This window comes from Streptomyces sp. CB02261 (assembly GCF_001905665.1).
Classification (GTDB): Bacteria; Actinomycetota; Actinomycetes; order Streptomycetales; family Streptomycetaceae; genus Streptomyces.
In genome coordinates, this window is record NZ_LIVX01000009.1 from 97,516 (window position 1) to 112,376 (window position 14,861).

General features: G+C 73.0%; 10 protein-coding genes. 4 read left to right on the top strand and 6 right to left on the bottom strand.

Annotated elements, in window-relative coordinates:
• Positions 1 to 100: 100 nt before the first annotated feature.
• Both AMK29_RS27230 and AMK29_RS27235 read right to left on the bottom strand, forming a co-directional pair.
• Complete coding sequence (locus AMK29_RS27230) at positions 101 to 787, bottom strand: HNH endonuclease family protein (RefSeq protein WP_198942345.1); 687 nt, start codon at positions 785 to 787, stop codon at positions 101 to 103.
• 53 nt (positions 788 to 840) lie between these two features.
• Positions 841 to 1,698: an SCO6745 family protein gene (locus AMK29_RS27235; RefSeq protein ID WP_073818056.1), complete on the bottom strand. Its 858-nt coding sequence runs from the start codon at positions 1,696 to 1,698 to the stop codon at positions 841 to 843.
• 117 nt (positions 1,699 to 1,815) lie between these two features.
• Between AMK29_RS27235 and AMK29_RS27240 the strand changes: the two genes are divergently transcribed.
• Positions 1,816 to 2,397: a TetR/AcrR family transcriptional regulator gene (locus AMK29_RS27240; protein WP_073818058.1), complete on the top strand. Its 582-nt coding sequence runs from the start codon at positions 1,816 to 1,818 to the stop codon at positions 2,395 to 2,397.
• Between the two features lie 57 nt (positions 2,398 to 2,454).
• Positions 2,455 to 3,714: an SGNH/GDSL hydrolase family protein gene (locus AMK29_RS27245; RefSeq protein ID WP_073818060.1), complete on the top strand. Its 1,260-nt coding sequence runs from the start codon at positions 2,455 to 2,457 to the stop codon at positions 3,712 to 3,714.
• Positions 3,715 to 3,759: 45 nt separating this feature from the next.
• Here the strand turns inward: AMK29_RS27245 and mfd are convergent, their stop codons facing one another.
• From mfd to AMK29_RS27260, 3 genes are all read right to left on the bottom strand, one after another.
• On the bottom strand, positions 3,760 to 7,293 hold the full coding sequence (gene mfd, locus AMK29_RS27250) for a transcription-repair coupling factor (RefSeq protein WP_073818061.1): 3,534 nt from the start codon (positions 7,291 to 7,293) through the stop codon (positions 3,760 to 3,762).
• Between the two features lie 204 nt (positions 7,294 to 7,497).
• Entirely contained in the window at positions 7,498 to 10,071 is a 2,574-nt protein-coding gene (locus tag AMK29_RS27255) for an ABC transporter permease (protein WP_073818063.1), read from the bottom strand.
• On the bottom strand, positions 10,068 to 10,856 hold the full coding sequence (locus AMK29_RS27260; protein WP_073818064.1) for an ABC transporter ATP-binding protein: 789 nt from the start codon (positions 10,854 to 10,856) through the stop codon (positions 10,068 to 10,070). Before AMK29_RS27260 ends, AMK29_RS27255 begins: the two co-directional genes overlap by 4 nt.
• Before the next feature lie 192 nt (positions 10,857 to 11,048).
• Between AMK29_RS27260 and AMK29_RS27265 the strand changes: the two genes are divergently transcribed.
• Entirely contained in the window at positions 11,049 to 12,710 is a 1,662-nt protein-coding gene (locus AMK29_RS27265; RefSeq protein ID WP_073818066.1) for an MFS transporter, read from the top strand.
• A gap of 169 nt (positions 12,711 to 12,879) precedes the next feature.
• Here AMK29_RS27265 and AMK29_RS27270 read toward each other — a convergent pair whose 3' ends face one another.
• Positions 12,880 to 13,593 carry a TioE family transcriptional regulator gene (locus tag AMK29_RS27270; protein WP_073818068.1) on the bottom strand — a complete coding sequence of 238 codons (714 nt, stop codon included), beginning with the start codon at positions 13,591 to 13,593 and terminating at the stop codon, positions 12,880 to 12,882.
• Positions 13,594 to 13,651: 58 nt separating this feature from the next.
• Here AMK29_RS27270 and AMK29_RS27275 point away from each other — a divergent pair, with 58 nt between their 5' ends.
• Positions 13,652 to 14,860, top strand: a complete 1,209-nt coding sequence (locus AMK29_RS27275) for an erythromycin esterase family protein (RefSeq protein ID WP_073818069.1) — start codon at positions 13,652 to 13,654, stop codon at positions 14,858 to 14,860.
• Position 14,861 lies beyond the last annotated feature (1 nt).

Here is a 14,861-nt window from a genome sequence, read left to right on the forward strand (position 1 = left end):
CCGCACGGCCCCCGGCCACGGAAACCTCTTCGTCCACGCGGGCCCCGACCACGGCAGGTTCTCCGTCCGTGCGGGGCCCCGACGACGTAACGTTCCTCCGCTACGGAAGCCTCTGCTGCGGGCAGGTCCTCAGGACCCGCTTCATCGCGTCCCGCTCCCCGGCCGTCACCCACACCCCGTACTTCTTCTTCACCGCGATCTGCCGGGCCACGTACGCGCAGCGGTACGCCTTGTTCGGCGGCAGCCAGGTCGCCGCGTCGCCGTCGGACTTGCGGCGGTTGGTGACGGCGTCGACGGCGAGCAGGTTGAGCGGGTCGTTGGCGAAGCGGCGCCGGGTCCCCGCGTCCCACTTCCCCGCGCCCTTCTGCCAGGCGTCGGAGAGGGCGACGACATGGTCGATGTCGACCTTGCTGCGGCCGCGGACGTAGGTGACGGCGGTGCCGGTGTACGGGTCCTCGGCGAGGGTGCCGGAGGCGACCTTGCAGCGGCCGTCGGTGAAGCGGACGCCGGTGAGGTCGCGCTTGAGTATGTCGTCGCGGGTGCCGCAGCCGTTGCCGTCGACGTCGGCCCAGGCGCGGCCGAACTTCTCCCGCTCGTAACCGGTCTTCGGGGCCCGGCCCTTGACGGTGAGCGTGTCCACGGCGGCGAGGGCCGTGCCGCGGGCGGCGGGCTTCCCGCCGGCGCCGCCGCCGGCGCCCGGGGCGTCGGCCCCCGGCGTGCACGAGGTGGTGAGGAGCGCGGCGACGGCGAGTGCCGAGGCGGTCAGGGTCCTTCGGTACGTCAACACGCTGGAATCGTAGGCCGGACGGTCGCGGCCCGCCGCGTCCCTCCCGTGAACCCTCACACCTTGCCGATGCCGAGCGTGTTCTCGGCGGGCAGCAGGCCGGAGCCGATCGCGGCGAGCCAGGGGGTGCCGAGCAGGTCGGCGAGGCGGTTCGTGGCGTCCGGGCCGAGGGCGGTCCAGGGGGCGGCGGCCGCCTCGTCCGTGCGCCGTTCGACCTCCGCGCGCAGCGCCCGGCCGGTCTCGGTGGCCGTCCCGTCCGGGTGCAGGAGCCCCCGGGCGGCCAGCCGGTCGCGGGCGGCGGACCATTCGGCGGGGCTCCAGCCACGGCTCTCGAAGACGGGTTCGGGTGCGGCGCCGATCGCCGCGAAGGACACGAGCGTCTCGACCGGGTCGAGGCCGGCGGCGGCGACGGCGGCGAGGTGTCCGTCGCCCCGGTGTTCGCGCAGGATCGTCGCGGCCTGCCAGAGGACGAGGTGCGGAGCCGTGGGCCAGGGCAGTCGGGCGTTGGCCTCGGCGAGCGGGCGGGCCCCCGGGCCGGACGGGCCGGAGGGCACGGCGGTTTCGGCGGCGCGCCGGGCGAGGGCGGCGGCCTCGGCGAGGTCGGGTCCGGTGACGGTGTCGTCGCCCAGGACGGCCCGGTAGGTGCGGTCGACGGCACGGAGCCGGGCGGCGAGGACCTCGGCCGGGTCGGCGGTGTCCCAGACGGCGGGGACGTACCGGGCGACCATGGCGGGGCTGAAGCTGTGGAAGGCGGAGGTCACCCGGTCGCGGCCGGGGGTGCCGAGGGGCGCGGCGCGCCAGGCGAAGTAGCTGGGCCAGCGCTCCCCGGTGTCGTAGCCGAGGGCGGCGGCCTCGTCGAAGGCCTCGGGGGCGTAGTAGAGCAGGGCGTGCAGGGGTTCGAGCAGGTGCCACATCTGACGTACGCGTCCGGATTCCACGACGTGCTCCCTTCACCGCATCTTGTCACTGACAAGATGGTGCGCCGACGCGCCCGAACTTGTCAATGACTAGATGAGGGATACGCTGCTGCCATGACGAGCCGGAGCACCTACCACCACGGCGACCTGCGGCAGGCCGTCCTCGCCGCCGCCCTCGACGTCATCGCCGCCGACGGCCCCGGGGCACTGAGCCTGCGCGACCTCGCGCGCCGCGCGGGCGTCTCCCACGCCGCGCCCGCCCACCACTTCAAGGACCGCACCGGCCTCCTCACGGCCGTCGCCGCCCAGGGGTACGAGCTCCTGGCCGAGGCCCTGGCCGCCGCGCCCGACCTGCGGGAACGCGGAGTGCGCTACGTCCGCTTCGCGGTCGAGCACCCCGCCCACTTCCAGGTCATGTTCCAGCCGGACCTGCTGCGCGCCGACGACCCGGACCTCCTCGCCGCCAGGGAACGCGCCTCCGCCGGCCTGCGCTCGGGCATCGCCGAACTCCGCGACGTCCCCGACGCCCGCACGGCGGGCGTCGCCGCCTGGTCGCTCGCCCACGGCTTCGCGACCCTGCTCCTCACCCACAACGTCCGGGACGCGGTGGGCGACCGGGACCCCGAGGAGTACTTCCGCGACCTCGCCGGCCTGCTCTTCACCGGCCAACTCCCCCCAGGAGACGGCGAGAAGTGAGCGGCACCCGGCCCGACGTCCGGGAATAGCAGGCGTCAGCCCGTAATTGACGCAAGCATGCAATCTACGAACACCCTGCGCCGCGCCGCCCTCGCCCTCGTCACCACCGCCGCCCTCGCCTTAGCACCGACCGCCCTCGCCGAGACCGGGCACCACGGCCCCGCCTGGCGGGCCGCCTGGGCCGCCTCGCCGCAGTCGCCGACCGCGCCCCTCGGCCCCAACTGGTCGCAGCAGGGCTTCGACAACCACACCGTCCGCCAGGTCGTCCGCGTCACCACCGGCGGCACCCGGGCCCGGATCGAGCTGACGAACCGTTACGGCTCCACCCCGCTGCGGATCACGGGAGCCACCGTCGCCCGCTCCGGAGAAGCCGGTGCGATCCGCCCCGGCTCCCTGCGCCACCTCCGCTTCGACGGCCGCCCCGCCGTCACGATCCCGGCCGGCGGCACCCTCCTCAGCGACCCCGCCAACCTCCCCGTCGAGGCCTTCGGATCGGTGACCGTCACCCTCTACCTGGCCGGCGAGACGGGCCCCGCCACCTTCCACCACTTCTCCTCGGCCACCAGTTACCGCGCCACCGGCGACCACCGCGCCGACGTGACCGGCGGCGCCTTCACCGAGTCCAGCGCCTCCTGGTACTTCCTCTCGGGCGTCGAGGTCACCGGCGGCCGCGACACCGCACGGCGGAACGGTGTCGTCACCTTCGGCGACTCCATCACCGACGGCGTCGGCTCCACCCAGGACACCGACCACCGCTACCCCGACGAGCTCGCCGAACGCCTGGCCGCCGCCGGCCGCCCCCGCGCCGTCCTCAACCACGGCATCGCCGGCAACCAGGTCGTCAACGACACCACCTGGGCGGGCGAGAAGGCCCTGACCCGCTTCCGGCAGGACGTCCTCACCGAACCCGGCGTGCGGACCGTCGTCGTCCTCGAAGGCATCAACGACATCGGCGGCAGCACCGTGGACTTCCCCGCCGCCGCCACCCCCGACGTCTCCGTCGAGCAGCTGATCGCGGGCCACCGCACCCTGATCCGCGAGGCCCACGCCAAGGGCCTCAAGGTCATCGGCGCGACCCTCACCCCGGTCAAGGGCTCCTTCTACGACACCCCGGCCAACGAGGTCAAGCGGGACGCCTTCAACGACTGGGTCCGCACCTCGGGCGCGTACGACGCGGTCGTCGACTTCGACCGCGCGGTGGCGGACCCGGCCGACCCGGACCGCATCCTCCCCGCGTACGACTCGGGCGACGGCCTCCACCCGAACGACGCCGGGTACACGGCGATGGCCAAGGCCCTGGACCTCGACGAGCTGTGACCGCCCGTCCCCCGGCCGGTTCCGTCGAACCGGCCGGGGACGGCCTCAGGACCCGAGGATCGTCGTCAGGAACTCGCCCGTCCACGCGAGGAGTTCGCGGCCCACCACCGGCTTGCCGCCGATCTTGCCCGTCGTCGGGCGCGGGACCAGGATCTGGTGGACCGCCGGCTTGATCACCGTGCGCGGGTGGAGCCGCTTCAGACGCAGCTCCTGCGACTCGCGCAACTCCACCGGCGCGAAGCGGATGTTGGGGCCCTGGAGGACGATCTCGCCCACCCCGCACGCACGGGCCAGCATGCGCAGGCCCGCCACCAGGAGCAGGTTCTCCACGGGCTCCGGCAGCTTGCCGTAGCGGTCGGTGAGCTCCTCCCGTACGGCCCTGATGTCCTCCTCCGAGTTCGCCGAGGCGATCGAACGGTACGCCTGGAGCCGCAGCCGCTCCCCCGGCGCGTAGTCGTGCGGCATGTGGGCGTCCACCGGAAGCTCGATCTTCACCTCCAGCGGGGCCTCCTCCTCCGCGCCGCCCTCCATCTGCGCCCGGTAGTCCGCGACCGCCTCGCCGACCATCCGCACGTACAGGTCGAAACCGACGCCCGCGATGTGACCGGACTGCTCGCCGCCGAGCAGATTGCCCGCGCCCCGGATCTCCAGGTCCTTCATCGCCACGTACATGCCCGCGCCCATCTCCGTGTGCTGGGCGATCGTCGCGAGCCGCTCGTGCGCGGTCTCCGTCAGCGGCTTCTCCGGCGGGTACAGGAAGTAGGCGTACCCCCGCTCCCGGCCACGGCCGACCCGGCCGCGCAGCTGGTGCAGCTGCGACAGACCGAAGTTGTCGCCGCGCTCCACGATCAGGGTGTTGGCGTTCGAGATGTCGATGCCGGACTCCACGATCGTCGTGGAGACGAGGACGTCGAACTTCTTCTCCCAGAAGTCGACCACGACCTGTTCGAGGGCCGACTCCGACATCTGGCCGTGCGCGGTCGCGATCCGCGCCTCGGGCACGATCTCCCGCAGCCTGGCCGCCGCCCGGTCGATCGAGTCGACCCGGTTGTGGATGTAGAAGACCTGGCCCTCGCGCAGCAGTTCACGCCGGATCGCGGCGCCGATCTGCTTCTCCTCGTACGGGCCCACGAAGGTGAGGACCGGGTGCCGCTCCTCCGGCGGGGTGGTGATCGTCGACATCTCACGGATGCCGGTCACCGCCATCTCCAGGGTTCGGGGGATCGGGGTCGCCGACATGGTGAGGACGTCGACGTTGGCGCGGAGCTTCTTCAGCTGCTCCTTGTGCTCCACGCCGAAGCGCTGCTCCTCGTCGACGATGACCAGACCCAGGTCCTTGAACTTCGTCTCGGACGAGAAGAGACGGTGGGTGCCGATGACGATGTCGACCGAACCGTCCCGCAGCCCCTCCAGGGTCGCCTTGGACTCGGTCTCCGTCTGGAAGCGGGACAGGGCCCGGACCTTCACCGGGAACTGCGAGTAACGCTCGCCGAACGTGCCGAAGTGCTGCTGCACGAGCAGCGTCGTCGGGACGAGCACCGCGACCTGCTTGCCGTCCTGGACCGCCTTGAAGGCCGCCCGCACCGCGATCTCCGTCTTGCCGTACCCGACGTCGCCGCAGATCAGCCGGTCCATCGGGACCGTCTTCTCCATGTCCTCCTTCACCTCGGCGATGGTGGACAGCTGGTCGGGGGTCTCCGCGTACGGGAAGGCGTCCTCCAGCTCCCGCTGCCACGGGGTGTCGGGACCGAAGGCGTGACCCGGCGCCGCCATCCGGGCGCTGTACAGCTTGATCAGGTCGGCCGCGATCTCCTTGACCGCCTTCTTCGCGCGCGCCTTCGTCTTCGTCCAGTCCGCGCCGCCGAGCCGGTGCAGGGTCGGCGCCTCGCCGCCCACGTACTTGGTGACCTGCTCCAGCTGGTCCGTCGGGATGTACAGCCGGTCGCCGGGCTGGCCGCGCTTCGCGGGGGCGTACTCCACCAGGAGGTACTCGCGGGTCGCGCCCTGCACGGTCCGCTGGACCATCTCCACGTACCGGCCGACACCGTGCTGCTCGTGCACGATGTAGTCCCCGACCTCAAGGGTCAGCGGGTCGATCGTCTTCCGGCGCTTCGCCGGCATCCGCTGGCCGTCCTTGCCGGCCGCCTTCTGGCCGGACAGGTCGGTCTCGGTGAGGACGGCCAGCTTGAGCGCCGCGTCCACGAAGCCGTAGTCGATGGAGCCGCAGGCCACGTGGACGACGGCCGGGGCGATCTCCGTCAGGTCCCCGGCGAGCCGGGCCGCGATGCCCTCGCCGCCCAGGACCTCGACCGTACGCGCCGCCGGACCGTGGGCCTCCGTCACGTACACCGTGCGCCAGCCGTCGGCCAGCCACCCCTTGGTGTCGGCGAGCGCCCGCGCGGTGTCGCCCCGGTACGACTCCGGGGCGTGCATGCCGAGCGTCAGGGTGTCCCCGTCGGCGTCACCGGCGTCCGCCGCGAACGGCGACACCGACCACCACGCCATGCCCAGTTCGCGCGCCCGGTCCCGTACGTCCGCGATCCCCCACAGCGAGGCCGCGCCGACGTCGATCGGGGCGACGCCGCCGCCGGCGGTCGCCGCCCACGAGGCCTGGAGGAACTCCTGGCTGGTGGCGACCAGGTCCGAGGCCCGCGTCCGCACCCGCTCCGGGTCGCAGACGACGGCCATGGACCCCTTGGGCAGGACGTCGAGCAGCAGCTCCATGTCGTCGACCAGGACCGGCGCCAGGGACTCCATGCCCTCGACCGCGATGCCCTCGGCGATCTTGTCGAGCAGCTCGCCCAGCTCGGGGTGCTCCTCGGCGAGCACCCGCGCCCGCTCCCGTACGTCCGCCGTCAGGAGCAGCTCGCGGCAGGGCGGCGCCCACAGCCCGTGCTCCGCGACCTCCAGGGACCGCTGGTCGGCGACCTTGAAGTAACGGATCTCCTCGACGTCGTCGCCCCAGAACTCGATCCGGAGCGGGTGCTCCTCGGTCGGCGGGAAGACGTCCAGGATGCCGCCGCGCACGGCGAACTCGCCGCGCTTCTCGACCAGCTCCACCCGGGAGTACGCCGCCGCCGCAAGGCCCTCCACGATGTCGTTCAGGTCCGCCGTCTGCCCGCTGCGCAGGCTCACCGGCTCCAGGTCCCCGAGGCCCTTGACCTGCGGCTGGAGTACGGAGCGGATGGGCGCGACGACCACGTCGACGGGGCCCGCGGCCGGGTCGTCGTCCCTCGGGTGGGCGAGGCGGCGCAGCACGGCGAGGCGTCGGCCGACGGTGTCGGAGCGGGGCGAGAGGCGCTCGTGCGGCAGGGTCTCCCAGGAGGGGTACTCGACGACCCGGTCCGGGTCGAGCAGCGACCGCAGCGCGGCGGCGAGGTCCTCGGCCTCCCGGCCGGTCGCCGTCACCGCGAGCACCGGGCGCCCCGAGTCCCGGGCGAGCGCGGCGATGGCGAAGGGCCGTGCGGCGGCCGGCCCGACCAGGTCCACGTGCGGACGGTTGCCGTCGGCGGCGGCCTTCACCGCCTCGGCGAGGGCAGCATCCTTGACGACGACATCAAGCAGGCCGTGCAGGCTCATGGACTTCCATCCCGGGTTCGTACGACGGGGGCGGGCAACGCGAACAGCCCGACACGTCATACGGGCCGGGGTGCTCCCGGACGCGCGGGGCCCGGGCACCCCCAGCCTACGACGCCCGACCGACACCCGCCCCCGAACCCGCCCGCGCCGGACGCGACGGAGTGCCGCCCCCCGTGGGGGGCGGCACTCGAAGCGGCCGCGCCGCTAGTCGCTCGCGATCGCGTTCAGGACGTTCATCCGGCCCGCACGGAACGCCGGGACCAGCGCCGCGAACAGCCCCACGAACGCCGACCCCACGAACACCGTCAGGATCGTCGGCCACGGGATCTCCAGGACCCCGAGCCCCTCCAGGGCCAGGAGCTTCTGGGCGGCCGTGCCCCAGCCCATGCCCAGGCCGAGGCCGAGCAGGGCGCCGAAGAGCGCGATGACCACCGACTCCAGGCGGATCATGCGGCGCAGCTGGCGGCGGGAGAGGCCGATGGCCCGCATGAGGCCGATCTCGCGGGTCCGCTCGACGACCGAGAGGGCGAGGGTGTTCACGACGCCGAGGACGGCGACGACGATCGCCAGGGCGAGGAGCCCGTACACGATGTTGAGCAGCTGTCCGACCTGGTCCTTCAGCTCCTCCTTGTAGTCGGCCTGGTTGCTGACCTTGTACTGCGGGTAGGGCGCGAGGGCGTCCTTGAGCGCCTGGTACGTCCGCGTCTCCTGGCCGTCCTTCGCGGAGGCGAGGAGGAACCCGGTCTGCGGCATGCGGTCGGCGGGGACGTGCCGGGCGGCGGTCGCGATGTTCGTGTACATCGCGCCCTTGTCGACGTTGGCGGCGTCGGAGGTGATCGCCACGACCTTCAGCTTCGCCGTCGCGCCGCGCTTGAAGGCGACGGTGAGGGTGTCGCCGACCTTGACGCCGTGTTCGGTGGCGTAGTCGCTGCCGACGGACATGGCGCCGGGGCCGTAGGCGTCCGCGAGGCGCCCTGCGGTGGTCTCCCGGCGCAGGTCCCGCGGGTACGTCGGGTCGGTGGCGGCGAGGCCGTGCTCGTAGGGCTTGCCGTCGGGGCCGGTGATCGTGGCGTCGACCCAGATGTACCGGGTGACGTGGTCGAGGCCCGGGGTCTTCTCCACGGCGGTCTGCGCCTGCGGGACGATCGGCTGTCCGGTGGCGTTCTGCACGATGTAGTCGGCGCCGACGGACCGGTCGAGTTCCTCGGTGGCCGAGGCGACCATCGAGGAGCCGACGACGGACAGGCAGGCGACCAGGGCGAGGCCGATCATGAGGGCGGCGGCGGTGGCGCCGGTGCGGCGTGGGTTGCGCAGCGCGTTCCGCTCCGCCATCCGGCCGACGGGGCCGAAGATCCGCAGGACGACGGCGCCCAGGGCGCGGACGACTCCGCCGGCGAGGAGCGGGCCGACGACGATGAACCCGAGGAGGGTGAGGACGACGCCGAGGCCGAGCCAGAGGGACCCGGGTCCGGCCTCGTCGGCGCGGGTCGCCGCCACGAGGGCGGCCGCTCCGGCGGCGGTGAGGGCGAGGCCGATCCCGCCCCGTACGCGGCCTGCGCTGCCGTCGGCGGGGGTGCCCGCGTCGCGGAGCGCGGCCATCGGGGAGATCTTCCCGGCGCGGCGGGCCGGGATGTAGGCGGCGAGGACGGTGACGACGATGCCGAGGGCGAGGCCGACGGCGGGGGTCGTCCACTTCACGGTGAGGTCGCGGGTGGAGAGCTCCATGCCCATGGAGGACATGAGTTCCATGAGTCCGACGGCGAGCCCGACGCCCGCCGCGACCCCGGCGACCGAGCCGACGACGCCGAGCAGCACCGCTTCGACGAGGACGGAGCGGTTGACCTGCCGGCGGCTCGATCCGATGGCCCGCATGAGGCCGATCTCGCGGGTGCGCTGGGCGACCAGCATGGAGAAGGTGTTGACGATGAGGAAGATGCCGACGAGGAAGGCGATTCCGGCGAAGCCGAGCATCGCGTACTTCATGACGTCGAGGAAGCCGGCGACGTCCTCGCGGCCGGCGTCGGCGGCCTCGGCGGCGGTCTGGAGCTGGTAGCCGTCGCCGACGGCGGCGGCGATGTTCGCCTTGAGGGTGTCGTCGCTGACACCGGGCTTCGCGTCGGCGGCTACCTGGGTGAACAGGCCTTCCTTGCCCAGGATTTCACGCTGCGCGGTGGGGGTGTCGAAGTAGACGACGGTGGCGCCGGGGTTGGTGACCTTGAAGTCGACGATGCCGGAGATCTTCGCGGTGAAGTCACCGGTGACGGAGATCGTCCGCAGTTCGTCGCCGAGCTTGAGGCCGTGCTTCTCGGCGGTGGCGCCGTCGACGACCACGTCGGTGGGGCCGCGCGGCTCGTGGCCGGAGACGATCTCCACCGAACGCAGCTCGTTCGGGCTCCAGTTGACGGCGATGGTCGGGGCGCCGCTGGTGGGCCCGACGTTCCTGTTCCGCGCGTCGACGACGGTGACGCTGGTGGAGGCGACGGCGCCCTGGGCGGCCTGGACGCCTTCGGCCCCGCGGACCTCCTCGACGACGGAGGCGGGGAAGGCGTCGGGGCGCCCGCTGTCCGGGCTCTCGTCGCCCTTGTCGTCGTTCTTCGCGCTGAGGGTGACGTCGGAGGCGGTCGACGCGAAGAGCTTGTCGAACGTCGTGTTCATCGTGTCCGTGAAGACGAGCGTCCCGGAGACGAAGGCGACGGAGAGGAGGACGGCGACGGCGGAGAGCGCCATCCGGCCCTTGTGGGCGAAGAAGTTGCGCAGGGAGGACTTGAGGACGCTCATGACGTCCGCCCGCGCGCGTCGAAGTCCTTCATGCGGTCGAGGACGGCGTCGGCGGTGGGCCGCTCCATCTCGTCCACGATCCGCCCGTCGGCGAGGTAGAGCACGCGGTCGGCGTAGGAGGCGGCGACCGGGTCGTGGGTGACCATGACGATGGTCTGGCCCAGTTCGTCGACGGAGGTGCGGAGGAAGCCGAGCACCTCGGCGCCGGCCCGCGAGTCCAGGTTTCCGGTCGGCTCGTCGCCGAAGATGATCTCGGGCCGGGCGGCGAGCGCGCGGGCGACGGCGACGCGCTGCTGCTGGCCGCCGGAGAGCTGGTTCGGGCGGTGCTTCAGCCGGTCGGAGAGGCCGACGGTGTCGACGACCCGGCGCAGCCACTCGGCGTCCGGCTTGCGGCCCGCGATGTCCATGGGGAGCGTGATGTTCTCGATGGCGTTCAGGGTGGGCAGCAGGTTGAACGCCTGGAAGATGAAGCCGATCCGGTCCCGGCGGAGCTGGGTGAGCTTCTTGTCCTTGAGCCGGGTGATCTCGGTGTCGTCGAGGTGGATCTCGCCGCTGGTGACGGTGTCGAGCCCGGCGAGGCAGTGCATCAGGGTCGACTTGCCGGACCCCGAGGGGCCCATGATCGCGGTGAACTGTCCGCGGGCGATGTCGACGTCGACGGAGTCCAGCGCGACGACCCGGGTCTCCCCGGAGCCGTACGCCTTGACGACCTGACGCGCCCGCGCGACGACGGCCGTACTTCCTCCCGTACCCCCGTGCTTGGGGATGGTCACAGCCGTGGTCACGGTTCTCTCCTAGGAGCAGTGGGTGGGTTTGTAAGGTCAAGTTAAGAACGCCCGACCCCCCGTTCTCCTCCTCCGCCGGTACGAACGGCCCCTGGCCCGTATGGGGGAGAGGCCCCTAGGGGTTCCTCCACCCCTGGTACGGATGAGACTCTGTCCGCGGCCATTTAGGTGTACGAAGAAAGGAACTGCGCGGTGACCGAGTCCTCCCCGACACCAGCCGGAACGGCCGGGCCCACCGCGTCCACCGCCCCCGACGCAGGACAGGCCTCACGCCGCCGTCCCGTCGTCCTCGCGCTCATGCTGGCCATGGGTCTCGCCGCCCTCGACGGCACGATCGTGTCCACCGCCGTCCCCCAGATCGTCGGCGACCTCGGCGGACTCTCCGTCTTCTCCTGGCTGTTCTCCGGCTACCTGCTCGCCGTGACGGTCACCCTGCCCGTGTACGGGAAGCTCAGCGACACCTTCGGCCGCAAGCCGGTCCTCATCGCCGGGACCGTCCTCTTCCTCGTCGGCTCCCTGCTGTGCGCCGCCGCCTGGGACATGGCCTCCCTGATCGCCTTCCGGGTCGTCCAGGGCCTCGGCGGCGGGGCCCTCCAGGGCACCGTCCAGACCATCGCCGCCGACCTCTACCCGCTGAAGGAACGTCCCAGGATCCAGGCGAGGCTGTCCTCCGTCTGGGCCGCCTCCTCGGTCGCGGGACCGGCCGCCGGCGGCCTCCTCGCCGGATACGCCGACTGGCGCTGGATCTTCCTGATCAACCTGCCCGTCGGCCTGCTCGCCCTCTGGCTGATCCACCGTCACCTCGTGGAACCGGCCCGCAGAGAACAGGCAGGCGGGGAACAGGCCGGCGGGGAAGGGGCACGGGGGGAACAGGCACGCGGGGAACAGGCCCGCACCCGAGCGGGCGGACCGGTGCTGAAGCGGGCCGAGCCACGCGCGCGCGTGCGGATCGACTGGGCCGGGGCCCTCGCGATCTTCGCCACCGGCGCGCTGCTGCTCACCGCGCTCGTCCAGGGCGGCGTCGCCTGGCCCTGGCTCTCCGCCCCGTCCCTCGGCCTCCTCGGCGGGGCCGCCGCCCTCGGCGCCCTGACCGTCGTCATCGAGCGGCGCGCGGCCGAACCGATCATCCCCGGCTGGGTCTGGCGCCGCCGGACCATCGCCGCCGTCAACCTCTCCCTCGGCGCCCTCGGCCTGCTCATGGTCGCCCCGACCGTCTTCCTGCCCACGTACGCCCAGTCCGTCCTGGGCCTCGGGCCGATCGCCGCCGGGTTCGTCCTCTCGGCGTGGACCCTCAGCTGGCCCATCACGGCCGCGCTCTCCAACCGGGTCTACACCCGCATCGGCTTCCGGCTCACCGCCGTCCTCGGCATCTCGCTCGCGCTGGTCCTGCTGCTCGCGTTCCCCTTCCTGCCGTTCCCCGGGGAACCCTGGCAGCCCGCCCTCCTGATGCTGCTGCTCGGCGGCGCGCTGGGCCTCTTCCAACTGCCCCTGATCGTCGGCGTGCAGTCGACCGTCCCGTACGAGGAACGCGGCACGACCACCGCCTCGGTCCTCTTCTGCCGCCAGGTCGGGCAGAGCCTCGGCGCGGCCCTGTTCGGCGCCGTCGCCAACGGCGTCCTCGCCGCCCGCCTCGGCGGCACCGGCGACCTGGACGCCCTGGCCCGCTCCCTGGACGATCCCGGCTCCCTCACCGCCGAGGCCACGGACCACCTGCGGCGGGCCGTCGACGCGGCGGTGGACTACGTGTACCTGGGCGCGGCGGCGGCCGCCGCACTCGCCCTCCTGGCCCTCCTGACGCTGGCCCCCCGCCGCTTCCCGGTCCTGGACGAGGGGGACCGCCGCGGCCCGGAGTGAGGACCGGGGCCGCCCGGACCCCCCGGACCGCCCGGCCGCCCGGACCGCCCGGACCGCCCGGACCGCCCGGCCGCCCGGACCCCCCGGACCCCCCGGACCGCCGGGACCGCCCGGCCGCCCGGACCGCCCGCCGACGCCGACGGAGCCGACGCACCGGATACGGAGGGACTCAGCCGCGCTCGCGAAGGTACGCCTCCAGTTCCGCGGCGCCGGTCAGCATCGCCCTCCCCCGCGCGGAGAGCCGCCCGTGCCAGTCGCCCAGCGCGGCCTCCAGGGGTGCGAGCCCGCCGGCCGCCCGTACCTGCGCGATCAACGGCGCGATCTGACCGAGGAGGTAGCCGCCCCGCCGGAGCTGGTGGACCAGTCGGGCGTCCCGCACGTCGGCCTCGCCGTACACGCGGTACCCGGTCCGGGGGTCGCGGCGGGGGCGCACGAGCCCGGCGCGTTCCCACTTCCGCAGCGTCGCGGGCCGGATGCCGAGCTGCTCCGCCAGCGGCCCCACGAACGTCTCACCGGACTCGGGCGGCGCGGCGGGCTCCAGGTCGCGGAGGGCGCTCTCCACGGCCTCCAGGGTCCGCCGGTCGTCGAGGAGTTGGGCATGGCTCTCGTCGAGGGCACGGAACGCCTCGTCGAGCGCGCCCCGGTTCACAGCCCGCATGATCGCCGTCGCCGTCTGATGCCCGTGGCCGGGCACGAGCGCCAGGAACGCGTCCAACGCACGCGCGTGCAGCGTGGTGTAGGCGCGGTATCCGGCCGGGGTGCGGTCGGCGGCCGGAAGGATGCCGGCCTCCTCGTAGTTCCGGACGGCCTGCGTGGACAGACCGTGCCCCCGCGCCAGATCGACCGGCCGCAGCCGACCCGCCGTTTGAAGGTTACGCCCCACCGAGCCCCCCGCATCGAGGAAAAGTCTCCACCGAAGGTTCAACGATACCGTTGAAGGCATGGCCACTGACATCAAGGAGACCACCCACCCCGTCGACGCCGCCGCCGTCATGCGCGTACTCCCGGCCCGGCCCCGGCTCCTCGCCCTCGGCGAGCCCACCCACGGCGAGGACGAGCTGCTGGACCTGCGCAACGACCTCTTCCGGCAGCTCGTCGAAGAGGAGGGCTACCGCACGATCGCGATCGAGAGCTGCTGTGTGCGAGCCCTGATCGTGGACGACCACGTCACCTCGGGTACCGGAACACTCGACGAGGTCATGGAGCACGGATTCAGCCACGACTGGGGCGCCTCCGAGGCCAACCGCGCCCTCGTACGCTGGATGCGCGCCTTCAACGAGGACCGGCCCGCGCCCGACCGGCTGCGCTTCGCGGGCATCGACGGCCCGCTGGAGATCACCGCCGCCGAGAGCCCTCGCCGGGCCCTCACCGCACTCCACGACCACCTCGCCGCCCGGGTCGACGAGGCACTCCTCCCCTGCACCGGGGAAACCCTCGACGACCTCCTCGGCGCCGACGACCGCTGGACCGAACCGGCCGCGATGATGGACCCGTCCCGGTCCTTCGGACGGTCGCCCGAGGCCGGGGAGCTGCGGCTGCTCGCCGACGAACTCGTGGCCCTGCTCGACGCGCAGACCCCGCACCTGCTCGCCACGACCTCACGGGACGACCACGACAGGGCCCGCCTGTACGGCGCCACCGCCCTCGGCCTGCTCCGCTACCACCACGCGATGGCCGACCCCTCCCCCGCCCGCATGACCCGGCTGTGCGCGGTACGGGACGCGATGATGGCCCGCAACCTCCTGGCCGTCGCCGCCCGGGGCCCGGCCCTCGTCCACGCCCACAACTCCCATCTCCAGCGGGAGAAGAGCTCGATGCGGTTGTGGGAGGGGCCCGTGGAGTGGTGGGGCGCCGGGGCGCTGGTGAGCGCCGAACTCGGCGAGGAGTACGCCTTCCTCAGCACCGTCCTCGGCACGATCCGGCACCAGGGAGTGGACGCGCCGCCGCCGGACACCCTCGAAGGACTGCTGTACGCGCTCCCGGACGACCGCAGCGTCGTCGACGCCCGGCGCCTGGCAGCCACCCTCGACAGCACACGGCTGACGCCCCGGGTCTCCCCGTGGTTCGGCTACGCCGCCTTCGACCCGGCCCATCTGGCGGACAGCGACGGCCTGGTGTTCGTCAGGGACGTCCGCCGCGCCACGGAGTGAC